The 23,438-nt window shown below is 70.2% G+C and carries 28 protein-coding genes; 4 read left to right on the forward strand and 24 right to left on the reverse strand.

Annotated elements, in window-relative coordinates:
* Window positions 1–197: 197 nt before the first annotated feature.
* From A6F73_RS31400 to A6F73_RS31500, 23 genes are all read right to left on the reverse strand, one after another.
* On the reverse strand, window positions 198–650 hold the full coding sequence (locus A6F73_RS31400; protein ID WP_079136419.1) for a hypothetical protein: 453 nt from the start codon (window positions 648–650) through the stop codon (window positions 198–200).
* Entirely contained in the window at window positions 565–1,719 is a 1,155-nt protein-coding gene (locus A6F73_RS39740) for a serine/threonine-protein kinase (protein ID WP_079136420.1), read from the reverse strand. Before A6F73_RS39740 ends, A6F73_RS31400 begins: the two co-directional genes overlap by 86 nt.
* 856 nt (window positions 1,720–2,575) lie before the next feature.
* A complete protein-coding gene (locus A6F73_RS41775) occupies window positions 2,576–2,830 on the reverse strand; it encodes a hypothetical protein (RefSeq protein ID WP_159398613.1) in 255 nt (84 codons plus the stop codon).
* A gap of 37 nt (window positions 2,831–2,867) precedes the next feature.
* Window positions 2,868–3,749: a pentapeptide repeat-containing protein gene (locus tag A6F73_RS41780; RefSeq protein WP_159398614.1), complete on the reverse strand. Its 882-nt coding sequence runs from the start codon at window positions 3,747–3,749 to the stop codon at window positions 2,868–2,870.
* Between the two features lie 319 nt (window positions 3,750–4,068).
* A complete protein-coding gene (locus A6F73_RS31415; protein WP_063351774.1) occupies window positions 4,069–4,458 on the reverse strand; it encodes a hypothetical protein in 390 nt (129 codons plus the stop codon).
* 535 nt (window positions 4,459–4,993) lie between these two features.
* On the reverse strand, window positions 4,994–5,293 hold the full coding sequence (locus A6F73_RS31420) for a hypothetical protein (protein ID WP_063351775.1): 300 nt from the start codon (window positions 5,291–5,293) through the stop codon (window positions 4,994–4,996).
* On the reverse strand, window positions 5,290–5,607 hold the full coding sequence (locus A6F73_RS31425) for a hypothetical protein (RefSeq protein WP_208869222.1): 318 nt from the start codon (window positions 5,605–5,607) through the stop codon (window positions 5,290–5,292). Before A6F73_RS31425 ends, A6F73_RS31420 begins: the two co-directional genes overlap by 4 nt.
* Before the next feature lie 94 nt (window positions 5,608–5,701).
* Window positions 5,702–6,061 (reverse strand): hypothetical protein, encoded by a 360-nt coding sequence (locus tag A6F73_RS39750; protein ID WP_208869223.1) that lies wholly within the window; start codon window positions 6,059–6,061, stop codon window positions 5,702–5,704.
* A gap of 1,042 nt (window positions 6,062–7,103) precedes the next feature.
* Entirely contained in the window at window positions 7,104–8,057 is a 954-nt protein-coding gene (locus A6F73_RS31430) for a hypothetical protein (protein ID WP_063351777.1), read from the reverse strand.
* Between the two features lie 42 nt (window positions 8,058–8,099).
* Window positions 8,100–8,855 carry a hypothetical protein gene (locus tag A6F73_RS31435; protein WP_159398615.1) on the reverse strand — a complete coding sequence of 252 codons (756 nt, stop codon included), beginning with the start codon at window positions 8,853–8,855 and terminating at the stop codon, window positions 8,100–8,102.
* A gap of 36 nt (window positions 8,856–8,891) precedes the next feature.
* Window positions 8,892–9,473, reverse strand: a complete 582-nt coding sequence (locus tag A6F73_RS41785) for a hypothetical protein (protein ID WP_159398616.1) — start codon at window positions 9,471–9,473, stop codon at window positions 8,892–8,894.
* 193 nt (window positions 9,474–9,666) lie between these two features.
* On the reverse strand, window positions 9,667–10,416 hold the full coding sequence (locus tag A6F73_RS31450) for a hypothetical protein (RefSeq protein ID WP_063351781.1): 750 nt from the start codon (window positions 10,414–10,416) through the stop codon (window positions 9,667–9,669).
* A gap of 146 nt (window positions 10,417–10,562) precedes the next feature.
* Complete coding sequence (locus tag A6F73_RS31455) at window positions 10,563–11,318, reverse strand: hypothetical protein (protein ID WP_159398617.1); 756 nt, start codon at window positions 11,316–11,318, stop codon at window positions 10,563–10,565.
* Window positions 11,319–11,762: 444 nt separating this feature from the next.
* Window positions 11,763–12,338, reverse strand: coding sequence for a hypothetical protein (locus A6F73_RS31460; RefSeq protein ID WP_159398618.1), 576 nt, complete (start codon window positions 12,336–12,338; stop codon window positions 11,763–11,765).
* A gap of 139 nt (window positions 12,339–12,477) precedes the next feature.
* Complete coding sequence (locus A6F73_RS31465) at window positions 12,478–12,711, reverse strand: hypothetical protein (RefSeq protein ID WP_063351784.1); 234 nt, start codon at window positions 12,709–12,711, stop codon at window positions 12,478–12,480.
* An 851-nt stretch (window positions 12,712–13,562) separates the two neighbouring features.
* Complete coding sequence (locus A6F73_RS40830) at window positions 13,563–14,045, reverse strand: hypothetical protein (RefSeq protein WP_063351785.1); 483 nt, start codon at window positions 14,043–14,045, stop codon at window positions 13,563–13,565.
* A 241-nt stretch (window positions 14,046–14,286) separates the two neighbouring features.
* On the reverse strand, window positions 14,287–14,706 hold the full coding sequence (locus A6F73_RS31475; protein ID WP_063351786.1) for an SRPBCC family protein: 420 nt from the start codon (window positions 14,704–14,706) through the stop codon (window positions 14,287–14,289).
* Between the two features lie 30 nt (window positions 14,707–14,736).
* Entirely contained in the window at window positions 14,737–15,747 is a 1,011-nt protein-coding gene (locus tag A6F73_RS31480; RefSeq protein ID WP_063351787.1) for an aldo/keto reductase, read from the reverse strand.
* 111 nt (window positions 15,748–15,858) lie between these two features.
* A complete protein-coding gene (locus tag A6F73_RS31485; RefSeq protein ID WP_063351788.1) occupies window positions 15,859–16,845 on the reverse strand; it encodes a TIGR03571 family LLM class oxidoreductase in 987 nt (328 codons plus the stop codon).
* A 99-nt stretch (window positions 16,846–16,944) separates the two neighbouring features.
* Window positions 16,945–17,775, reverse strand: coding sequence for an aldo/keto reductase (locus A6F73_RS31490; protein WP_063351789.1), 831 nt, complete (start codon window positions 17,773–17,775; stop codon window positions 16,945–16,947).
* A gap of 15 nt (window positions 17,776–17,790) precedes the next feature.
* Entirely contained in the window at window positions 17,791–17,934 is a 144-nt protein-coding gene (locus tag A6F73_RS41790) for a hypothetical protein (protein WP_159398619.1), read from the reverse strand.
* Window positions 17,931–18,350, reverse strand: a complete 420-nt coding sequence (locus tag A6F73_RS31495) for a heme-binding protein (RefSeq protein ID WP_063351790.1) — start codon at window positions 18,348–18,350, stop codon at window positions 17,931–17,933. Before A6F73_RS31495 ends, A6F73_RS41790 begins: the two co-directional genes overlap by 4 nt.
* Window positions 18,351–18,403: 53 nt before the next feature.
* Window positions 18,404–19,597 carry an MFS transporter gene (locus A6F73_RS31500; RefSeq protein WP_063351791.1) on the reverse strand — a complete coding sequence of 398 codons (1,194 nt, stop codon included), beginning with the start codon at window positions 19,595–19,597 and terminating at the stop codon, window positions 18,404–18,406.
* Between the two features lie 291 nt (window positions 19,598–19,888).
* Between A6F73_RS31500 and A6F73_RS31505 the strand changes: the two genes are divergently transcribed.
* A complete protein-coding gene (locus A6F73_RS31505) occupies window positions 19,889–20,374 on the forward strand; it encodes a MarR family transcriptional regulator (protein ID WP_063351792.1) in 486 nt (161 codons plus the stop codon).
* Between the two features lie 290 nt (window positions 20,375–20,664).
* Here the strand turns inward: A6F73_RS31505 and A6F73_RS31510 are convergent, their stop codons facing one another.
* Complete coding sequence (locus tag A6F73_RS31510; protein WP_063351793.1) at window positions 20,665–21,336, reverse strand: hypothetical protein; 672 nt, start codon at window positions 21,334–21,336, stop codon at window positions 20,665–20,667.
* A gap of 151 nt (window positions 21,337–21,487) precedes the next feature.
* On the opposite strand from A6F73_RS31510, the gene A6F73_RS31515 reads away from it, so the two are divergent.
* The 3 genes from A6F73_RS31515 to A6F73_RS41795 all read left to right on the forward strand — a co-directional run bounded on the left by A6F73_RS31515 (window position 21,488) and on the right by A6F73_RS41795 (window position 23,341).
* Window positions 21,488–22,066 (forward strand): hypothetical protein, encoded by a 579-nt coding sequence (locus A6F73_RS31515; RefSeq protein ID WP_159398620.1) that lies wholly within the window; start codon window positions 21,488–21,490, stop codon window positions 22,064–22,066.
* Between the two features lie 140 nt (window positions 22,067–22,206).
* On the forward strand, window positions 22,207–22,860 hold the full coding sequence (locus tag A6F73_RS31520) for a hypothetical protein (RefSeq protein ID WP_159398621.1): 654 nt from the start codon (window positions 22,207–22,209) through the stop codon (window positions 22,858–22,860).
* 325 nt (window positions 22,861–23,185) lie between these two features.
* On the forward strand, window positions 23,186–23,341 hold the full coding sequence (locus A6F73_RS41795) for a hypothetical protein (protein WP_159398622.1): 156 nt from the start codon (window positions 23,186–23,188) through the stop codon (window positions 23,339–23,341).
* Window positions 23,342–23,438 lie beyond the last annotated feature (97 nt).

The following is a 23,438-nucleotide window of genomic DNA, read 5'->3' on the forward strand; positions in this document are numbered from 1 at the left end:
CCCCAGCTGGGTCAGGAGCCTGGGTCGCCAACTCCCGCTGGTACTCGCTCGCCGTGGGTTGGAGGTAGCGGTCGACGGAAGGTCAACGGGCCTGCCCTGGCCACGTGGCGCCGCGCGCGGAAGCGGGCTTCGGCTGCCGGGCCTGGCGCAGCAGGGCGGGGCGGGGCGGCCCCAGACAACAGCCGCCACGTCGGGGGTCAGGGGTCGGGGATGTCGTGCGGGTCTTCGTACAACCCGCTCGCGTAGCGCTTCAGGGCGTCGCGGAGCCGCTCGGGGTTGACGGTGCGCGGGCTAGTGGCGTCGTCTCGGTAGACCCAGAGGCCGCCGCCCTCCCGTCCCTCGGCACCATGCTTGGTGCGCCAGGCCGCGGAGGGTTCGTCGGCCGGACGGAACCACACGGCGATGGCAGCGGGTTCCGTCTCCTTCGGGTGATCGACGGCGATGCGTTCCAGCGCGCTCCACCGGAGGGTGAAGGTCTTTGGTCCGCGTGGTTTGGGGGTGCCGTCCTCCGCGATGCGGGGTTGCTGGTTCCCCCGCCAGCTGCTGATGGTGAGGCCGTACGTGTCAAGGGTGACCACGTCCGACTTGGCGCGGGCTCCGGCGATCAGGCCGACCAGCCAGCAGACGATGCCGAGGAGGCCGCCGAGCACTGCGGCCCCCAGCGCGGTGTTCCCCAGGCGGTTGTCGCCGACGAGCTTCAGCGACCCCAGTTCCAGGACCGGGTTGGGGAAGGTGAGGGCGGCGAGGACCCCGCCGATCCCGAAGCCCGTGTTCCCTCCGATCTTCCACGCAACCCGCGAGTAGGTCGCCGCGATCCCACCCTGTTTGTTGGTGACCGTCACGGACCCCCCCCGGCGGGGCCTGCTCCCAGGATTTCGTCTTCCGCTCGGGAGGGCGGGACGGTGGGCTCAGTAGCTTCCGTGCCGCGTCCACGGTGGGGCGCCGGGCCGGGTCCTTCTCCAGGAGGGCGAGGAGCAGCGGGGCCAGCGCTCCCGCTCGCTCCGTCGGCCTCGGCTCCTCCGTCAGCGCGGCGATGGGGTTCTCAGGGCGGAATGGCAGGACTCCCTCCAGCGCCTCGTACAGCGTCACGCCCAGCGAGAAGAGGTCGGCGCGGCCGTCGCTGTCGGCTCCCTGCCAGCGTTCCGGCGCCATGTAGCCGGGTGAGCCGATGACGAGGGTGGTGGGGGTGAGCCGGGGGTCGGTCTGCGCGACGGCGATACCGAAGTCGGCGAGCAGGACCGAACCGTCCGCAGCGAGCAGCACGTTGGCCGGCTTGACGTCGCGGTGCACGACGCCGGCCCGGTGCGCGGCGTCCAACGCGCCGAGCAGCGCCTCGGCGACCCGGGCTGCCCGCTCCGGGTCCAGCGGGCCGTCGCGCTTCAACTCCTCGGCGAGGGAGTGCCCGTCGACCCACTGCATGACAATCCAGGGGACGCGCCACGGGCCTTCGTCGACCTCGACGACGTCGTACACGGTGACGATGTGTGGGTGGTCGCGCAGCCGGGCGGCGTGCCGGGCCTCGCGTGCGGCGCGGGCCAGCAGTTCCGCGCGTGCCTTGTCGGGCAGCGCCCCGTCGAGGCGCACCTGTTTGACTGCGACGTCTACCCCGAGCACCGGATCGTGCGCCTGCCAGACCTGGCCGAAGCCGCCGGCACCGAGCGGGCGGGTCAAGGTGTAGCGTCCGCCGATCACGGTGCCGGGCCGCGTCTCCACTGCCATCGCTCTCCCAACTCCGGTCCCTCGCCGCAGATTACCGTGCTGTGGCGGGGGACGGAGGCAGGGTTCTGGATCCAGACCGGATTGCCGGGCGGAGTCCCTCCGTTGTGTCCTGATAGTTCCGCAGGACCACCTCGGTTGCGAGCGTCGGCGGCGAGCGCCTTCCCGAGAATCCGGGCCTTGACAGGCTCCGGCCGCCGCACGGGCCAGGGCGGTGGCGAATCCGATCGCAGGACCGGACAGGTCAGCTGGCCGGGGTGCAGGCCGGTTGGTCAGCGCGTCCAGTGTCCATGAGGCGGGTGGGCAGGCCGGCTGGGGCTCCGGCGGTGACGTGCTGCTCGCTGGGGGGGGTATCCCAGCTCCAGGTCACGCGTTCGCCGCCGCGTAGGCGGGCGGTAGAGCTCGGCGACGGTGGTGGCGTGCTCGCGACGCTCGGCGATGGTCGGGGCGTGGTTGGCGGGGTAGTTCGCCCGGTGGTAGGCCTGGGCGGTGGTCGGGTGCCGCTCGATCTCCACGACGGCGGCCCAGTGCGCGGCCCCCGTTCGCCCGTGACCCGTACCACAAGACCGCGACGGCGCCGATCGGCCCGGACGAGCACCTACGGAAGGCCTACGCCGCGCCCGGTGTCGTGGTGGAGTTCATGGTCGCCGACCACGTCCTGGTCGTCGTCGTGCTCCAGGTGTTCGATGAGCTCCAGTACCTGATCGACGAAGCCGACGCCCGCTAAGCGAGGCCAAAGCTCAGCTCCCTGTCCGGGGTGACGAGGATGTAGTGCTCGTTGGGGTGACGAGGATGTAGTGCTCGTTGGGGTGGCTAGTCTCGGCGCGGCCGTGTCCTGGCGGTTGGGCCGGATAGGCAGTCATCTGCTCTTCGCCTGCCAGCTTCGTTCTTTCCAGGCGCGGGCGGCTGGACTGTTTCGTGGCAGGCAGCCTTCTCTCCACGCTCGCTCGAATAAATCCTCGATCGGATCGCCGATGGGGTCGGCAACCGGTTCGTGGTCGGAGGTGTCGTCATATTCGTCTGGGGTGTACTCCAGCCCGTATCCGTACTCGTCCTGCCGGCGCCAGCCGCGTTCCACGGTGGCGAAGTGAAGGGCCTTGTCTCGGGTGTACATCCTGGTGAGTCTTTCGCATTCCTTCCCTCCCACCGGCTCACACGAGCACCGTGTCCGCAGCCGCGGCCCCCCGCGTTACCACCCAGACGTTTGACCCCGGCGCAGTCTGGCGCGAGGCGCGTCGGACCCGATCCTCGTCCCCTGGCGGCCAGCGTGTGCCCCGCTCCGACCAGCGCACCCCCTTCAGATCGGCCCCCGCCAGATCTGCCCCGCTCAGGTCAGCCGCGGTGAAGTCGTCCAGTACGCCCTCGGCCAGCACCGCACTGACCCCGCGCGCCTGCGGCAGTCCCAGCAGGCGGCCCGCCTCCTCTTCAAGGGACTGGTTCATGTCGTGGGCGCAATCGTGGGCGCGCTCGAGGTCACCCTCGAGGTCGTGGAGGAGGGCTCGATCGTGGGCGAGGTCGTGGAGGAGGTTTAGGCCCTTGGCTAGGGCACGGTCGAGGTTGAGGTCGAGAGCGATGTCGCGGATGAGGTCGGTTTCGTGGACGAGGTCGATGTCGCGCACGAGGTCGTGGGCACGGACGAGGTCGATGTCGCTGTCGCTGTCGCTGTCGCTGTCGCTGTCGCTGTCGCTGTCGCGGACAAAGTCGAGGACGCCGGCGAGGTTGAGGACGAGGCGGAGGACTCGGTCGCTGCCAAGGTCGAGGTCGCGGGCGAGGCCGCCGACGCGGGCGAGGGCACGGTCGCTGCCAAGGTCGCGGTGGAGGTCGCGGTCGAGGCCGCGGACGAAGTCGCGGGCTCGGTGGAGGTCGCTGCCAAGGTCCAGGGCGCGGGCGCGGACGAGGCCGACGTCGCGGACAAGGTCAGTGCCGCGGTCGAGGTTGCGGACGAGGTCGAGGGTACGGCCGAGGTCGAGGGCGGTTTCCCGCCACTTCACCAGGCCATGTACGAGGGAACTGCTACGGATGCTGCTGGTCATTGCGGGATGCCGACGCAGCGCCAGGCGTCGCGCGGGGGGAAGTGCGCTCAACGCCTGACGCAGCTCCGGAGATCCGGGCTGATCGCCCGGGTTAGGAGCAGGACAGGGTTTATCCGTACGCGGCTCCACGGCCTGTGACTGCGTCAGTTCTGCTCGTGCTGGCCAACTGCCCTTGGGCGCGATTCCCGCTGCGTTCAGGCGGGCTGGCTGGAACGCGAGCGCCGCCCGCAGCCATCCCCACCAGTCCCTCTGGACAGGAAGGGTCGGTGCCGCGCGCCCGATGATGAAACGCCGGATCTGTTCGAACGTTGCCAGCCGTTCAGCGGACATCCGCGGCCTCCGGGGTCTGCTTCTGCTCCGCCTTCTGCCCTGAAAGCGACGCTGGAGGAACCGGGTCCGGAAGAGCCGGCGGTGCCGCGTCATTGCGCTCGGCCATCTGCTTGGTGACCAGTGGGGCGGCGATGCCGAGCGTCACCGCGCCCAGGGCACCGCTGACCTGATGTGTCGCGGCGTAAACCGCGTCCAACCCCACACCCATCACACACCGGCATACCAGGGCGACGACGTAAAACCCGACCTTGCGGTGGCCTTCCTCGTCCACCCACGGCCAGCGTGGCCCGGCGGACGAGCCCACCGCCCCCCACATCAGGTAGGCCTCGACCAGGCCGATACCCACCAGCCCCCATAGGCAGGCTCCCCACACATCCATCAAGCGCCTCCATCCGTACAGGGCTCGTCAGATGAAAGTACTGACCCTTGCAGGACGACAGCACCCCAACAGGTAAGGGAAGAAGGAGTTTGAATGCTCGCTACCCTTCCCTGCTCTCGGTCTCCCCGCAGGGTCAGGCGATCAGCTTGTTCAGTGCTGGCACGCTCGCCCCGGCGGGGACTGGGTGTCCATGCCGCAGCCGGTCAGGAGCAAGGCGGTGAGCAGCAGGACAGCGGTGCGTAGTACGGGGCGCGGGGTGATCTTCACGGGGCTATGGTCGGGGTGGTTAGCCGGCAATTCGCGAAGTGCGGCGTAGGTCCGCTCGAAGTAGCGATCCGTGCGGGTGCCGGGTTGACGTTGGGTGTGAGGGCAAGGTCGGGTCACTCGGCCGTCCTGCGGGACACGGCAGCCGTGGCCCCGCCCGGACGACAGGGGCACGGGGCACCGATCTGACCCGCCAGTACGCTGATGGTCGGGCACCTCACGTCGACGAGCGTGAGGTGCCCGACCATCTCTGGGGCGGTGCTGATGCGGGTCAGGGTCCGGCGATGATCCAGGTTACGAAGATCGCGGACATGCCTTCGTGCAGGCGGTAGACGACGCTGATGCGGTCGCCGGTGTCGGAGGCCGGGTCGGTGCGGGCGGTGTAGTCGTCGACCTCGGGGTCGGTGCCGCCGGGCACCGGGATGCCGAGCCGCGGGAAGACCGCCAGGCGCTCGACGAGCTTCTCGACCGCGTCCAGCTCTCCGGGGCGCAGCGCGGCGAGGGCCTGCTCGGCGGCGTCGGAGAGGAAGACGTGCAGCGGGGCCGGCTGCTGTTCGGGCTGGTCGGTCACCGGTTGCCGCCAGCGGCGCGGAGCCGGGCGAAGGCATCGGCGGCGGGGGTCCACTGCTGGCCGCCGATCGGCGCGGCGAGGGAGGCCATCGCGTTCTCGTCGGTGCGCAGGGTCAGGCGGTGGCGGTAGGTGGCGATCACCTCGGTGACGGCGGCGAGGTCACCGATGGGGGAAGCGTCGAGGGCGGTGGCCAGGGACTGCTCGAAGGCTTCGCGGTCGCCGGGCAGGCCGTATCTGCTGAGGGCGGTGCGCAGCTCGTGCAGGGTGGCCGGCCGGGCTGGGGCCGGGCTCTGGTGGTCGGGCTGAGTGGTCACCGGGGCCTCCTGGGTGGTGGCGGCCGCCATGGTGGCGGGCTGCAGGTTCGACGGTAGCGGGCCTGGGACTGCGGGAGGGGCGCTTCGGTGGCCGTCAGTCCGTGGCAGGGTGACGATCGGTGGACAGGCGTGGGCCCGGTTCGGTGGTGAGGTAGTCGTTGGCGAGGAGAACGGGAGGGAGCGGGCTCACGCTCCACGGTTCAGGCACGCCTACCCGCACATCGAGGTCCCACAGGACGCATTTCTCGTCCGGCCGGGCCACGAGTGACCACGCCACGGCCGTCCGGTGTAACTGTTCCCGCATCGATCCTGCGCGTTTCGCATTCCCGGGAAGTTCACCACCCTGGGGATGGTGATGCAGGAATTGTCCGTAGCTTGCCTGGCAGAAGGTGGCGTAGCGTGCGGTGCAGAGAATCAGCCCGTGCCACGCCTCGTCCACGGCGAACGAGGGCATGCCAATGATCTGTTTGTCCAGCAGGGCCGCTCCGCAGCATCGTAACCACTGCCGCAGTCCTGTCTCGACAAGCTCCCGAGGCTGAAAGGGACAGGTCTTGTAGACGGCAGGGGGAGTTCAAGCGCGTCGACGGCGGACTGCATGCGGTCGAGCCGTCGTGAGAACCGTCCTGGAATCACGCCGCATCTCCGTCCTGGATGGCCGCCTTGGCGGCGGTTTATGTCGACCGCTCTGGTCCGCGGCGAGGCACTGGTGTGGCCGACTATTTAGCTGCCGCCTCCGCCGCAACCTCCGCCGCAGCCACTTCCGGCGCCACCGCTTCCTCCGCCACAGCCACTTCCGGCGCCACCGCCACTGTCTCCGCCTCCTCCGCCACCGTCTCCGCCTCCACTGTCACCGCCGTTGTAACGCGATCGCCTGCTGGCATCGTCCTCGTTCGAGAGCCGGCCGATAACCATGACAACAACCCAGATGATTCCGGCCCAGATCAGGATGTTCATAAAGGTCATTTTTCTGTTTCCTTGTACAGCGATCGGCTTCCATGTGGGGAGGTTAGTCGCATGGGAAATGGCTCGACTTGGACAAGATTGTCCCGCCGTTACAGAGGGAGGTCTCCCTGATGGAATTTGCCGGGAGTGTTCTTGGCGGCGACCGTAGGCTCGGTGGTGACCTGGGTGAGGCTTTTTTGATCGCAACGTCTACCTGTGATGCCTCGTCCTGGGCCTTCCAGGACCGGCCGAAGCAGCCTGACCTTGGACTGGAGATCAGCCGGCACTTGCCACCGAAGATCTGGTCTGGACCTGCCTCGTGAGCCATTGGTCCCCCGGGCTCTGGTTCTGCCGGACAGTCAGTTCTGAGACTACGCAGTGCGTACCCGGCCGGGCTAGGGATTGGCAGAACCGATTGGAGGTCCGCCAGCGACGGTCACTGCTGGAAGGCGACGGCCTGAACCCTGTTCAGAACCAGACCGCTGCACTCCTCCCGGACGGCCGTAGGCCCCTGGCGGGTGGCCTACGCGCACGAGCCGGCCGCCGCAGCCGGATCAGCGGCCGACTGTGACCACGGCGGCGGCCGCGGCCTGCTCGGTGAGGGTGTAGGCACGCCGGTCACCGTTGCGGGCGGCCGGGACCGCGGCCAGGTGGATCAGCAGCACTCCGGCTGGGATGGTCCGGGGTGCGGGTCCGGCCCAGCGCAGCCAGATCGCCACGCCTCCGCCAGCGACGGCGCGGGCGAGTTTGTCGGCAGTGGCGCGGCGGTTGCCGCGCTCGATCTCGATGACCAGCCAGGGCAGGGCAGGGTGGCGGCACAGGAGGTCGTGCTCGCCGTCCTCGGGGCGTTCGGCCGGCGCCTCCCGCTCGGGTTCCCAGCCGTTGCGGGAGGCCCACTGGCCGACGACGCGCGACAGGTACTCCCGGACCCGGTCGGCGGGCAGGCTGCGGAAGTGGACGTGCTCACGCAACTCGGCCGCCAGCGACTTGGCGATGCCTTCCCCCGGCACCCGGCCCTCCACCGGCTGGAGGCGGGCGTCGGGCCCGGGCGCCAACTGCGCGGCCCGGGGCCGGGGCGCCGCCAGCCAGCCCTTGGCGCGCAGCCTGGTGACCGCCTGGTGGTGGGCCAGCCGCAACTGACGCTGCTGGTCGTCGATGCTCACCGCTTCGGTGTCCCTGGCGACGAACGCGGCCGGGCCACGGAGCCGGATCTTGCGCAGGTCCGGGTCGAGTGCGGTGGCGTCCTGGGGGTCGACCGGCGCGGTGAGCTCCCAGTACATGCCGCCCGCGGTGGTGTTCACCCGCCGCGTGTCCTGGTCGTAGGGCACGAAGTGGTAGACGGCGATGGGGTGGCCGGCGCCGGGAAGGTACTCGAACCCGGCCTCCCCGATCCCGGCGCCCTCCTCCAGGCCTCGGCGGATCTCCCGCAACGGGGCGACGCCGGACGTCAGCTCCCCGTCCGGGGTAACGAGGAGGTAGTGCCTGGCGGGGTGGGCGGACTCGTGCACGGCGTGTCCGATCGGTCGGAGGGAGCCCGGTCGGAGGACGGTCTACAGGAGGGCCCGCACCTCGGCGGCAAGGTGCTCGGGGTGGGGGCAGGGGTCGGAGAGGTCGAGGTCGATGCTGTTGGTGCAGACGACATTGCCGTCGGACTGGGGTTCGCCTTCGTCGATCACGAGCAGGTACCAACGGGAGTCCCCCCGGCTGAACACCCAGTGCGGTCGGCCGTCCTTGTCCAGTTCGATGCTGCATCCGCAGCCGTCCGAGTCGTCGCCCTGTTCGCCGGGCTCGTGCCGTGCCTTGAGCGATCCTCCCAGGATCTCGGCGACGGCGGCGATCGTGTCGTGCGGGCCGGACGGCAGGGTGACGGTGGCCGGCAACGCCGCCAGCTCGCCGACCACCGCTTCGGCGTGGGTGGGCGCCACCGACAGCAGGTCGTCGGCTGCGGCCTTGATGAGTTCATGGGCGCGGTCGGCCGGCGCACAGTCTCCCCGGCCTTCAACCTGCGCGAGGAGGCGGCACAGGCGTTGGAGTGCGATGCCGGCTGCGTCGACCTGGGCGAAGAGCGCGGCGGTGAGAACGGCGGCCTGCTCCGGCGTGTAGAGCGCCCATTCGTGGTCGAGGGCGTCCACCGTGGCGCGGGCGGCTTCGGCTCCGACGATGGCCAGCGAGATCGTGTCGTCGGGCTCCCCGGTGTTGCCGCCCGCGTAGGAGCGGACCTCGCTGGTCAGGTCACCGACGATGGTGCGGGAAGTCCGCTCCTCGTAGCCCTGCCACAACTCGGGCCACGGGATGCTCCTGCTCAAGGTGTTCTCCTTCATCGGAATCGGTGGCGCGGCAGTCTAGGACGGGTCGGGGCCGCAAGTCGCGCAGCGCTGGGTCTGGACGCGGCGGCGCCGGAGTTCGTCCGCGCTGTGGAGTTCGGGCAGGTAGGCCCAGCTGGCACGGCCATCGGTGGTTTCGAGGAGTTCTTCGAACTGGGCGAGGCGGTCGTCAGCGTTCCCGAGGGTTGGACAGTCCCAGCGGTGGAGCCGGCGCTCGGTGCGGGCGTAGGTGCGGCCGGCGGCGAGGTCAGCATTCCAGCGCTCCACGTCGCGGCGGGCATGGGCGAGGGCTGCGTAAAGCAGCCGGCAGCGCTGGCAGCGGCCAGGGGCGCCGTCGTAGCAGGAGCAGGTCGAGCAGTCGCCGCAGGGGATACAAAGGTGAACAGCCGGCGAATCCGCAGGTTCGACGGCGAGGTCGGCGTCGACGCGCTCGCGGCGCAGGGCTTCCCGCAGCCGGTCTTCTTCGAACTCGCCTCGGCAGCGCTTGCCGTCGACGCATTCGGGAACGCCGCAGCCGTGCGGGTGCTGGAAGCGGGCGGCTTCCTCGCCGATGCTGGCAAGGAGCCGGCGGGCACGGGCGGCGTCCAGCCGGCCGGCCACGACGTGGTCCAGGACCTCCAGACGGCTGGCACTTCGATCAGCGCGCCCCAGCCCGGCAGATGCTCGCGCTCGGGGGGCCAGTCCTCGTGGAAGTCCCCGCGGCGCAGCCGGATGTTGTCGATCAGCTGCCCTTCGATGTCCAGGTGTACGTGCACTACGGCTCCTTGCCGGGCGATGTCGTAGGGCGGGGCGGTTACGGAGCCAGCCCGTTCAGGGCGGCGCGGGTCGCGTCGGCCAGCTTGAGAGGGTGTGATGCGAGCAGGGGAAAGCGCCCCACCACCACGTATTCGGCGGGCTCGGCCGGGTAGTCGTCGAGGAACCACTCCTCGTCGTAGAAGCCCAGCCGCCAGAGCTTGTCCTGGTGCTGGAGCTGGAGGAAGCCCTGGTGCTGGGGGTGGTCGGCTTCCTCGTGGATCTCGATTGCGTTGCCCGGGACCGCGAGGTCGGCGAGGAGAGCGGCAACCTGGTGCAGCGCTTCGGCGAACGTCTCGGGCATCGGACGTTGCATCGGTACCGAGGACAGCTTGGCGAACACTCGGTCGGCCGTCTGCGGGGACGGCTCCGACTTGAACAGGTCTGCGGCGACTGCCGGAGGCGCGTCCGGGTCGTCGTACGCCCGGGCGAGCTTGGCGACGTCACCGCGTTCTTCCATGGCGTCGAGTACGTCGAGGAGGTGGCTCTTCGCCTGGGCGACGTGATGCTCGATGGAGATCAGCGCCGCAGCGATGGCTCCCGCCTGTTCGGGGGTGTGGAGGGACCAGGAGGAAGTCAGAGCCTTGGCCAGTTCATCGATGCTGGTCACAGCATCAGCCGCGAACCAGGCCGTGGCTTCCGGGCGCATGCTCGCCGAAGCGGCCACGTCTTCGACCAGGCAGCCGTTGAACGTCTCACCCAGGTCTTCCAACAGAGGCAGCCAGGCTGGCCCCGTGGTGGTGTCGCTCACGCGACGCTCCTCTCGGCTGTTGCTTGGTTTCCGGCAGATCATGTGATCGTGGAGCAACCCGAGCCGGGGCTGCGAACGAGTTTTCGCGGCATCCCTGTCGCACCACCGCTCTTCGTCTGGGGGCGGGCCCGCCCTTGCGTACGGGGTCAGACCAGAATGTTGTCGGCGTCGGCGTCGCGGGTGCAGAGGTGGGCAGTGGGGCAGGCCGGGCAGCCGCGGGCGTCGACCAGGTCGGCGACGGCGTCGAACAGCTCCTGTGCGCGTTCGACGCTGCCGACACCGTTGAAAGTGGCGTAGTCCTCGACGGTGCCGACGGTGCCCTCGGACAGGTGGACACGCAGGTACCCGAGGGCGGCGAACTCCTCGGCGCCCAGGGTCTGCGGATCGCCGGGGATGCACGTCTTGGGCACCAGGTCGCTCTGGATGTCTCCACCGAACAACCATGGGTCGCCTGGACGACCCGGTCTGCCGATCACTACCCGCAGGATGGTCACGTCATCGTTGTTCGGCTCCATCAGGATCCCGCCCTTGGCATGAAGATCATGAACAGCGTCACGCACGTCCCCGCCGCCGCTGGCCCCGAGCATGTCGGCCAGCTCGTCAACCGGCAGCAGCGACAACGACCCGTTCGGACGACGCAGAGGGAGCGCGCCCTGGTCGACCGCGAGGTCCAGGGCCAAGGCCTGGGCGGGGATCTTCGGCCCGTAGTAGGGGCGCAGCCGGATCATCCGGCGCATCAGATCGACAGCTTCCGGTGTGATACCGGGGATGGCGGCGACCTCCTCGGGGTCGATGTCAGCCGGGACCATCCACTCGTCGTAGCCAGGCGGTCGGAGCTGTTGCAGCGTGTACTCAGCTGCAGCCCGCACCCTGCGCGGTTTGCCGACCTTCTTGCGTCCCATCCTGATGGCCTCTCAGCTCAGCGTGCCTCGATCGCGTCATTGAACACCCCGCCGGGCGGTGTGTGTGCCCGGTCCGGGTGATGGCGAGCAGCTTCGCCACCAAGCTGGTCAGGTCGGAGCGGAACACGTACGTGGATGGCCCTGCCGTTGGACAGCGGCGCCCCGATCACCGCGCCGTCGACTGCACCTGTTCCGGGCGGAACCGTGTTCGGCGATGGCCACCGGTTCCAGGCCGGACTGCTCGGCCCGCACTGCCGTGGCGCTGCTGCACCCCGCCCCGGCGGGGTGCAGCAGCAACTCCGGGGTCGCGGCCGCGCGGCGGTTGCAGCGCAGATGGCCTGCCAGCAGGCAGGCAGGCAGGCTGGCCACGTTTGGGGACGTTCCCCATGGCGTTCCCGAATCCCCGCTGGTCAGGAGACCTTCGTGGCGTTGTCTTCAGCTGCGTCAGGTGAAGAGGATCGGTCCGCTTGGCAGTTGGACGGTGTTGGTGCACCCCAGTGCCTTGTCGATCGCCTGGCGGGCGAACTCCAGTGACAGTTCGGCCGTCTTCTGTCGGCCTGGGGCGGGGGTGGATGAGCCTTCGGGGGTCTGGAGTTCGAGGGCCGCTGTGTAGTACCAGGTGTGGTCTGTGCCATCGGGTGTCGACCTGGTCACGCAGGAGAAGCGGACCACGGAGGACCGGTCGCCGGCCTCGCCGTCGGAGAATGGCAGGAAGTCCTTCGCTACCTGTTGTCCTTCGTTGTGGATGCGTTCCGCCTCGGTGGCGGCGCCGATCGCGGTGACGACCAGCTTGCGCTGGTCGTCACCGCTTGCCGCGCACGACAGGTAGGCCGGTGCGGAATCCGTGGGAGGGGTGAACTTCGTACGTACCGTGGCCGGCGATGCCGAGTGGAGGGCGTCACTGAAGCGTGCGTCGTCGAGGGTGCCCTGGCATTCGCCGAGCGGGAGGTGGGCCACTGGTCGCTGTTCGGTACCCGGCTCCTGCGACCGGTGCCACAGGAACAGGCTTGCGCCGGTCACGAGTACGAGCAGAGCGGCTGCGGCTGGCCATGATCGATGCACCTTCACCCGCGCTCTTTCCCTTCACGGCAATCGGTGTCGTTGACGGCTGCGGTTTCCGGTTTCGGGACGGCGGCCACGGTACCGTGCCCCGCGGCCGTCATCGTTTTCCGTTGGCGGTGCTGTTCGCGCCGGCGCCCACCGCACCGCCCTGTGCGGCCTGTCCGCTGACCCGTGCGGCGAGATCCTCGATCTGCGGCTGTGTCAGGGGCGAGCCCTTCGCCGCGTCCCGGACCGCTTGGGCCGCGCTGATCGCGTTGGAGTTGCGGCCGCCATCCGACTGGTGGCCGGCGTCCGCTTGGGCAGCCGCCGTGGTGTCCTGCTGGACGCTCACCGTGACCCCTTGCAGGATCTGGTCGACGATGAAGTCCGATGCCTGGGACGCGCCGGCAGCGGTGGCGACGCTGTCGGTGATCCCGCCCAGGGTGGTACTGAAAGCCTCCGGTGCGCAGGATTCCGGACAGCACCTGGTAGCCCCGTGGGACCCACGGCTTGCCGGCCGTCGACTCGGGGGTCTCCCAGAGCGGCTCGGCACCGGCCTTGCGCAGGTCGGCGGCCCACTGGTCCGACAGGTGCGGCTGGTTGGAGTCGCGGGTGGCGGTGGCCAGCGTGGTACCGACATGCACCCCGAAGAGGTCCTCGCCCTGCCGTCGGCTGCCCCGACCCGGACCCCGACGAGGACGGCAACCTGCCGACCTGGCACCTGATCCACTCCAGGCACTTCAAAGACCGACCACGACCAGGACGGCAACCACCCCTTCGCTGGCACCGAACACCCCATCCCCGGGGTGGCCATCGTCCCGGTCGTCACCGCCATCCGCGTCCTGGACCGCCTCACCCCGCCCGGCCGCTTGCTGCAAGGGCCAGCAGGCCGGCCACTGTCAGCCGAGCACGGCCGCATCGCAGGCCACGCCCTGGCCAGTTCGGCGCGAGCGCGAACCACTCCAGACGTCACCAACCGGAGAGCGCTGTCGGCGTCGGAGTGCTCGAACAACATGTCACCTGAATGACAGGATCACTGAGGCTGAAGGCGAGGGCTGGCTTGGCCACGTCGAACAACTCGGTTTCAGCTTTGCTGCCGCAGAAGAGAAGGTCGCGCAAACCAAGGCGCAGCGGCAACTCAAGGAATCACCTGTATTCCTGGGCATCCCCGCAATCGACCAGGTCGCAGGCCGGGCCAGTTGACTAGCGCGGCTGGTGTTCCAGCCCCGATTCCAGCCGCGCCTTCATCGCCAGAAGCTTGTGGCGGGTCGGATTCTCCGCGAAGGCCGGATACTTCTCGACAATGAACTCCAGCCCTTCCGTGGCAAACTGGAGGGTGCCGCGTATGAAGTCGTCAGTGCTGCATCGACCCGACACAGGGTTCCAAGAGCACAGGATCGTCAGGCTCGAACCCGCGGGCTGGAACGTGATGGACGCGGAGTTTTCGGTGAAATCAACTTCTCCTGCCTCTCCGCGTCCCACCTTGTCGGCTGCCAGGATCAGGCAGAACATGAAGTCCAGGATGGGAATGATCCTGAAGGACTCATCCAGGCCTTCTGCGGCGAGCTGTGCATCTGTTTCGAAGTATGCGTATCGAAGATTCATCTCGCTGGTCGGGCCAAGAGATGTCATCTGCTTCTCGGACGGTGCTCGCATCGAGCTTCGGTCAAAGTCGATACGGAACATCAAATCCCTCTTCGTACATGCGAGTCACCAACCTCTTCACCTAGATCGCCGACTGCTTTCCAGGCCTTCCTGGATCAGCAGGGGATCCCCCGGTCGAAGTCCTGGCGCACGCTCGGCAGTTGACCACGGCTCAAGGTCCTCGGCAGAGTCAAGCTTAGTTCGGAGAATGGCGGACGCTCGCCGAACGGGCCGGCAGCCCGGGTACGCGGGGGCGTACCCGGCCTTGCGGGAGGAAGGGGTCTCAGGCGGCGAGGGTGGCGTGGAGGGCGGCGAGGCCGTCGCGGTAGATGGTGGTGAAGAGGGCCACGGCCTCGGCCTCGGTGGCGCCGTCGGGGTTGAAGCGGCCGGACCACTGGACCTCGGCGGCGTTCTCCTGGCCGGGGACGGCGTGGACACGGATCGTGGAGACGTAGCCGTTGACGGGGAACGGGGCTTCCAGGATGGCGTAGCTGTAGTGGCGCTCGGCCTCGTTGAAGGCGACGAGGCGCTCGATGATGGTCCCGCCCTCGGGGTTGCGCAGGCGGCGGACGCGGCCGCCTTCGAGGGCGGTGCTCTCGGGAATGTACGGGAGCCAGTCGGGGAGGGAGTCGAAGCCGCCGATGAGGTTCCACACCTTGTCGGGGGAGGCGGGGACGATGCGGCTGACGGAGGTGGAGGCCATGATCGGATTTCCTGACGGGTCGGGGGTGGTTCAGGCGCCGTACGGCAGCGGGGCGGCCGGGCTGACGAGGTCGGCGGAGCGCAGCTCCTGCCAGAACGCGGCGGGGACGGTCTCGTTGAGCGCCGCCTGGTCCTCGGCGATGCGGCTGGGCTTGGTGGCGCCGGCGACGACCGCGGCGGTGACCGGGTGGGCGAGGGAGAACTGCAGGGCGGCGGCCTTGATGCTCACGCCGTGCTCCGCGGCCAGGTCCTTGAGCCGGGTGACGCGCTCGACGATGTGCGCAGGGGCTTCCTGGTACTCGAAGTGGGTGCCGCCGGCGAGGATGCCGGAGCTGTAGGGGCCGCCGACGACCATGCCGACGCCCTGCTCCTGTGCCATCGGCAGCAGGCGCTGGAGGGCGTGCTCGTGGTCGAGGAGGGTGTAGCGGCCGGCGAGGAGGAAGCCGTCCGGGCGTGGCTCGTCGAGGGACAAGGTGAGCTCGATCGGCTCGGTCTTGTTGACGCCGAGGCCCCAGGCCCCGATGACGCCCTCGTCGCGCAGGCGGGACAGGACTCGGAAGGCGCCGGTGCGGGCCTCCTCGAACTTGGCCAGCCACTGGTCGCCGTGGAAGTCCTGGGCGATGTCGTGGACCCAGACGATGTCCAGGCGGTCGGTGCGCAGGCGCTTGAGGCTGTCCTCGATGGAGCACTCGGTGGCCTCGGCGGTCCAGACGTGCAGCATCCTGTTGGGGTTGCCGTGCTCGAACAGGCCGCCCTTCTCGCCGAGTTCGCGGGCGCCCTCCTCCAGTTCCGCGAGGATGACGCGGCCGACCTTGGTGGAGAGCACGTACTCGTCGCGGGGCTTGGCGGAGAGGACCTCGCCGAGGCGTTCCTCGGCGAGGCCGGCGCCGTAGAAGGGGGCGGTGTCGTAGTAGCGGACGCCGTGCTGCCAGGCGGCCTCGACGGTGGCGGCGGCCTCCTGGTCGGGGATCGCGCGGAACATGTTGCCGAGCGGGGCGGTGCCGTAGCCGAGCTTGCCGGGGAGGAGTTCCTTGAGGGACATGGTGGTGCCTTTTCAAAACGGAGGGTGCGGGGCGCAAGGGGTCACGCAATAGATGTGAGCGCGCCTTGCGTGCGTTAACAATAGTTGCAGACGCGCTGCAATGCAAGGGCCCTACGCGCCGGATGCGGGGAAGCGCGGCAGGACGTACTCCGCGAGCTCCTGCAGCAGTTCCTCCACCGGCCGGTCGTTGGGCCGCAGATTGAAGGAGACGTGCGAGACCCCGAACAGCGCCATGGTCTCCAGGTGCTCGATCAGGGCGTTGCGGCCGGTGCTGAGGCCGAGCCGGATCGGACGGGCCGGGGCGTCCGGGTCCTCCTGGAGGGTGAGCACCATCGGGGTCACGTACGGCTTCTCCCCGGCGAGTTCGCGCCACTGGCGGGTCCGCAGGCGCAGCGCGCCCAGGTCGCGGGGGTAGTTGAGCGAGGCGTCGGCGTGCTCGGCGATCCACTCGGGCGTCTGCTGGGCGCCTCCGGCGACGGCGATCGGGATGCCCGCCGCCTCCGCCGGTTTCGGCAGGACCTCCAGCTGGAAGTCCGGGCCGAGCCCGACCCCGGGCAGTTCCAGCGGGCCCGGGCGCCAGGCGGCGCGCAGGGTGTGCAGTCCCTCGCGGAAGGCGGCGCCGCGGGCCTCGAAGTCCCGTCCGAAGAGCGGGTACTCGACGGGACGGTCGCCGCTGGCGAGGCCGAGCAGCATCCGGCCGCCGGAGAGCGCGTCGACGGTGGCGGCGGCCTTGGCGACGAGCAGCGGTTCGCGCAGCGGCAGGACGACGGCCGCGGTGCCGAGGACGGCCTGCTCGGTGACGGCGGCGAGGTGGCCGAGGTGGGTGAAGGTCTCGAAGACCGTCCCGGCGTCCCCGAAGCGGACGGGGTCGAAGAGCGGGACGTCGCGCACCCAGAGGCCGGCGAAGCCGAGCCGGTCGGCGAGCCGGGCGAGGCGCGCGTGGTCGGCGAGGTCCGGGACGCCGTGGGGGCGGCCGGCCGTACGGTCGGTGGCCTGCCGGGACGGGCCCCAGTCGTTGTCGAGGGGGAGTTCCAGGCCGAGGGTGAGCCGGCCCTCGCCGGGGGCGAGGCGGGCGAGGGCGGGGTGACGGGGTGCCATGGGTGAATCGGTCCTCAGAGCGGGGGGAACGGGCGAAGCCCGCTGCGGGCCGGCCGGGAAGGGCCGGCCCGCAGCGGGCTTCCGGGGGTGCGGGGTCGGTCAGTTGAACTGGTCCGGGTGCGGGCCGGTCCGCAGGTCGCGGTCGGTGGCGGCGATGGCGGCCATGTCCTCGTCGGTCAGCTGGAAGTCGAAGACGTCCAGGTTCTGGCGGATGCGCGCCGGGGTGACGGACTTCGGGATGACGATGTTGCCGAGCTGGAGGTGCCAGCGCAGGACCACCTGGGCGGCGGACTTGCCGGTGCGGGCGGCGATCGCGGTGATCGCCGGGTCGTCCAGGACGGCGCCCTGGGCGAGCGGGCTCCACGCCTCGGTGGCGATGCCGTGCTCGGTGTGGAAGGCGCGCAGCTCGGCCTGCTGGAGGCCGGGGTGCAGCTCGACCTGGTTCACGGCGGGCACCAACCGGCTTTCGTCCAGCAGGCGCTGGAGGTGGGCGGGCTGGAAGTTGGAGACGCCTGCGGCGCGGATGCGGCCCTCGGAGGCGAGGCGCTCGACGGCGCGCCAGGAGTCCAGGTAGAGGTCGCGGGCCGGGGTGGGCCAGTGGATCAGGTACAGGTCGAGGTACTCGAGGCCGAGCTTGGCGAGGCTGGCGTCGAAGGCGCGCAGGGTGGCGTCGTAGCCCTGGTCGGCGTTCCACAGCTTGGTGGTGACGAACAGGTCCTCGCGCGGCAGGCCGGAGGCGGCCAGGGCGCGGCCGACGCCGGTCTCGTTGCCGTAGATCGCGGCGGTGTCGATGCTGCGGTAGCCGGCCTCCAGCGCGGAGGTGACGGCGGCGGTGGTCTCGGCGTCGGGGACCTGGAAGACGCCGAAGCCGAGCTGGGGGATCTCGACGCCGTTGTTGAGCTTCACGGTGGGGACGGTGGGGTTGTTCATGGTGCGTGCTTCCATTCAGCGGGGGAGGTCGGCGAGGGTGTAGCGGACGGTCTGGGCGCTGATGAGTCCTCGGTGTGGTTCCCCGGCGCTGTGGTCGAGGCCCCCGGCGCCCAGGCGTCGCCCGTGGTCGGCGAAGACCTCCTGCGGCGTGCGGGTCACCGGGCGAGTTCCGCCAGCGCGGCGGTGGCGAAAGAGTGGTCCTGCTCCGGGGCGCCGCCGCCGAGGCCGATGGCGCCGACGAGCTTGCCGTCGCGGTGGATCGGGACGCCACCGGCGATGAAGAGGAGCGGCCGGTCGAGCGCGGTGGCCAGGGTGTGGAACGGCCCGTCCGGCTTGACGAGGTCGACCAGGTCGGCGGTGGGGGCGCCCAGTTGGAGGGCGGTGTACGCCTTGCGGGTGCTGGTCTCCCCGGAGATCAGCACGGCGCTGTCGTCGCGGAGGAAGGCGAGCAGGTGGCCGCCCGCGTCCAGGACGGTGACGCTGACCGCGACCCCGGCCGCCTGGGCGGCGCGGCGGGCGGCGGCGACGAGGGTCTCGGCGTCGGCGGTGGTCAGCGGGGTGAGGGTGGTGCTCATGGTGGCGCTACTCCTGGAAGGAACGGGGAGGGGGGAACTGGGGAGGGGGACGGTCAGTGGTGGACGGGGACGGGAGCGGCGGTGACGGCGCCCTCCCGTACGGGGGTGCGGCGCTCCAGGACGGCGGACCAGACGGCCAGCAGGAGCGCGGCTCCGGCGAGCAGCGCGCCGACCCAGTTCGGGGCGGTGTAGCCGAGGCCGGCCGCGATCACCTGGCCGCCGAGCCAGGCGGCGAGGGCGTTGCCGAGGTTGAAGGCGCCGATGTTGACGGCGGAGGCCAGGGTGGGCGCGCCGTGCGCCTGGTCGAGGACCCGCTTCTGCAGTGGCGGGACGGTGGCGAAGCCGAGCGCCCCGACGAGCAGGATGGAGACCGCGGCGAGGATCTTGTTGTGCGCGGTGAGGGTGAACAGGGCCAGCACGACGGCGAGTCCGCCGAGGGAGGCGTAGAGCATCGGCATCAGCTTGCGGTCGGCGAACCTGCCGCCGAGCAGGTTGCCGAGGAACATCCCGGCACCGAACAGGACCAGCAGCCAGGTGACGGCGCCGTCCGAGTATCCGGCGACGTGGGTCATCATCGGCGCGATGTAGGTGATCGCCGCGAAGACACCGCCGAAGCCGAGGACGGTCATCGCCATGGCGAGCAGGACCTGCGGGTTGCGGAACGCCGTGAGCTCGCGGCGCAGGTGGGCGCCCTCGGGGCGGGGCAGGGCGGGGACGAGCTTGGCGATGCCGAGCAGGCCGACCACGCCGAGCGCGGCGACGCCGGCGAAGGTGACGCGCCAGCCGACGGCCTGGCCGATGAAGGTGCCCAGCGGCACGCCGACGATGTTGGCGACGGTGAGGCCGGTGAACATCGTGGCGATGGCGACGGCCTTCCTGTCGGGGGCCACGAGGTCGGCGGCGGCCACCGAGCCGATGCCGAAGAACGCGCCGTGGGCGAGGGAGGTCACGATGCGGCCGGCGAGCATCACTCCCATGGTCGGTGCGACGGCGGAGAGCAGGTTCCCCGCCACGAACAGGCCCATGAGGATCATGAGCATCGCCTTGCGGCCGATCCGGGTGCCGAGCACCGTCATCAGCGGGGCGCCGATGACGACGCCGATCGCGTAACCGGTGACCAGGAGCCCGGCGGAGGGGATGGACACTCCGTAGTCGCCGGCGATCTCGGGCAGCAGGCCCATGACCACGAACTCGGTCGTACCGATCCCGAAAGCCCCGATGGCCAGGGCCAGGAGCGCGAGAGGCATGGTGTGCTGCCTTCCATACGATTGCTGTTGCGCCTTACGTGCTCAAACAATAGTTGCACGCGCGGACTAAGTGCAAGTGCGGGCATTCACCTGTCGCTGGCGGTGGGCGATAGCGACGAACATGCGGCGCGGACGGGGCCCGGGATCGCCCCGGTTCCGGCCCCACCCGGGCCGGTCGGGCGTCCCGGCGCCACGGAGAGCAATGCTTGCACGAGCTGCATATGCGCGCTGGCCGATATTTCATGCAAGGGCTTATCCTTGAGGACGTCGAACCCGGAAGGAGCCACGCCGATGACCGCCACGGACCCCGCGCTGACCGCCCTCGCCAACGGCTGGGCCGCCCTCTACCTCCTGGCCGGCCGGATCGAGGCGCACATCGAGCGCACCCTCCAGGCCGAGCACGACCTGAGCGTGCGCGAGTACTCGCTGCTCGACGTGCTCAGCCGCCAGCACGACGGCGAGGGCGGGCACCTGCAGATGAAGCAGGTCGCCGACGCGGTCGTGCTCAGCCAGAGCGCCACCACCCGCCTCGTCACCCGGCTGGAGGACCGCGGCCTGCTCTCGCGCTACCTCTGCGCGACCGACCGCCGCGGCATCTACACCGACGTGACCGGGCCCGGCCTGGAGCTCCTGGAAGCGGCCAGGCCGACCAACGAGTCCGCCCTCCGGGAGGCGCTGGACGAGGCCGCCAAGAACCCCGAGCTGGCCCCGCTGGTCGCCACCGTCGAGGAGATGAACACGTCGCGACGGCTCCCGGAGCCCGCCGCCACGCGCTGAGCACGACGAAGCCCCGGAACCTCGCCAAGACGGTCCCGGGGCTTCGTGCTGACTACTTCCGCTAGGGCGCGTCCGCTACGCCCCCGCGCCTCCTGCCGCGCTCCCCGCGTCCCGCGTACAGGTGCCGCTTCGCCCTCAGCGGTGCGCCGCTTGTTCGACGAGGGCCGGCGCCTCGCCGAACACCGGCGTTCTGCCGTGAGCGTGTCCGCCTCATCCCCGCAGGTGAGGGCCGCTTCGACGGCCCGGCCCCGCCGGCGGCTCGCCCGCCGGCAGGGCGTGGTGCGGTCGCTTCACAGGGCCGGCTGACGGGCCTCGGTCAGCATCGCGCGCCCGGCTCGCCATTCGCCCAGCCCCGTCGGCACCAGGCCGATCAGGCAGCAGACGACCACGATGCCGCCCGCGATGGACACCGGGGTGACCGACTCGTCGGCGGGCACCGCCCGGGTCGGGTCCCCGGGCGCGTACCGGACCTCGACCACCGTGCCGAGCGCCACCATTCCTGCCAGCCGGTTCCCCGAGTAGGTGCGGCCGTCGACCGTCCAGTGGCCCCCGCAGTGCGGGTTCCTGCTCACTTCGTTGCAACTGGTGACGGTGGCCGTCGTCCGGGTGTCCATCGCCACGTTGTCGCGCACCTGGCGGACCACCGTCGCAGAGCCGCACAGCGCCAGCATCACGAGCACGAAGGTCATCGCGCCCCACGCGGTACCCGGCGCCACGGGCCGACCCGACGCCTCGTCCATCCGAGTGGCCGCGCCGCTGTTACGCACCGTCAGATAGCCGCCGCAGAGGATCGGCAGCATGACCGCGACGATCACGCTGACCACCAGATACGGCTTCCCGGAGAGGGCCACACCAATGAGCTCGATCCCCGCCGCGATCAGATAGCCGGCACCCAGCAACACGCTCTGCCGGTGCCAGCGAAGAACCTGCCGTGCCGCTCCGTCATCCCCCCGCACGATCATGGCCCGACGGTAGCACTCGCCCTCACCGCCCCTGTCCGCCGGTCCTGTTGACGCCTCCGGCCCCGGCCGTCGACCGCCGGGATGCCCACTTCGCGCAGCCGTCCCCGAAAGCCACTTCACGTGGGGGGCGTCGGGACGTAGTGTGCGAGCCGTGAACGAATTGATCTTTCGCGGGAAGGACCTGTACGGACACGCGAAGTACACGCGTCTCGCGCTACTCGGTGCCCTACTGGTCATCCAGGTGGCGTTCGGCGCCTACCGCCTCGGCGTCGTGGCCACCTGCTGGATGGTGGGCGCAACCATCGTGATCGTCGCCCCCTTGGCGCTGATGGTCCAACGGAGTTGGAGCCGGGTGGGGGCCGACGGGGTCACCATCTGCTGGGGCCTCGGGCGCGGCCGCACCCACGCCTGGCAGGACATCAGGTGGGTCGACGTCCGCGAGACCAAGAACCGCCAGTACGGGAACTCGCGCGCGGCCCGGATATTCCTCGCGGGCGGCCGGCGGCGCTCACTGCCCGGCCTCCAGGACAGCTCCACCTACCCGAGGCCCGACTTCGACGTGGACGTCCAGCGGGTCCTCAACTGGTGGGAGCTCAGCACCCACCAGGACACGCGGATCCGGCCCGCACGGAGCCTGCGCGACCGCGTCTCCCCCACCGTCGTCGGAGTCCTCGCCGGAATCGTCATCGTGGTGGTGAGCTTCGTGGTCATCGCCGCCCAACAGCGCTGACAGGCCGGGTGCGGCCGGACGCCGCCGTGACCGCACCCGGCACGCACACCGCCCCGAGACGGACTCGGGATTCCTGACTTCGGCGTTTCGAGGCGATCGGCGCGTTGTTCTGTGGGCGGAAGGGCCCGGTCCGGTCGATCTTGGCGGATCAGCCCGCGCAAGATCGGCCGGACAGGGCCCAGGCCTTCCAGGACCCGCGGTCGACACCCTTCGAACTCCGCGAGGCGGCAGTCGAGTTGCTCTTCGGCGGCGAGTACCGGGACGCCGACACCCGGCTCGACAGCCTGACCCGGGTGACCCCTGACCAGGCCCGGGAGGCGCTCGCGGGAGCCCTGCGCACGGCACTGCTGGTGGTCCCGTGCGGGACCAAGCCGGACGTGCGGCAGCAGGACGGCACCCCGCTCCCGAAGTACTCCTGCGGCACCGACCGTCAACTGCCCGCCACCGGACGGATGTTCCGGCCGCCGCTGCTCGCCCGGCTGTTCTCCTCCAACGCCCGCCGGATACGCCTGGTGGTCGATGAGTCGGGGCTGTGGATGCACCAGCCCGGCAGCACGGTCTGCCATGTCCGGTACGACGAGGTGGTGGGCGTGGAGGCGGACGGCGAGAGCCGGGTGGTGTTCGGCCGCAACTCCTGCTTCATCCCCCTCGTGTCCGACCTGTTCCCCGACGACGGACTGACGCATCGTCACAACCGCTCTGGCGACCGGGTCCGGTGCCAGACGCCGCCGCGGTTGGCGTCTCCGGCCGGGAGGCGTCCACCGCAGGCGGCGGGCAGGGCCAGCAGATGGTGATCACCGGCGCGGGGCGAGGACGACTCCCCCGGACGAACGCCGTGCCGACAGGGTTCGCGGTAGAGGTTCCGTATCCGGACCCGCCCGTACCGCGCTGATGCTCCGCCGCGCACAGCCGGGCGGACGACAACCGGCGTGCTCGGAGGTTGTCCGGAGTCCGGCCGGCCTCGGCGCGGACAACCTCGGATCCCGCTCTTCCCCCTCTGTTGTCTGCGGCCGCCTCGGGTTGTCCGCCACTCACCTGGGCCTTCACGCCCTCCTGTAGACGGACAATCACCGCGGATCCCACGCTGGAGCTTCCACCGGTTCTCAGAAGGGAGTTCCTGTGACACACAGTCTCGACCCGGCCGACATCGTCGTCGTGCGTGCTCCGGACGTGGAAACGACCATCACGCGCCATGACATCAGCTGGGGGCCCAAGGACGACAACAACAACAACGACTCCGGTCGTAAGGACCATTTCATCGACGACACCGACTGACCCCGCCTGAGCGGAGCCCGTCCGGAAAGTCTCACGGGCCGGGGAGGGGCCGCGCTCCTGGTGCGGCCCCTCCCCGAAGGACGGCAAGAACGGCAAG

The sequence above is a fragment of the Streptomyces sp. MJM8645 genome (genome assembly GCF_001625365.1).
Taxonomy (GTDB): Bacteria; Actinomycetota; Actinomycetes; order Streptomycetales; family Streptomycetaceae; genus Kitasatospora.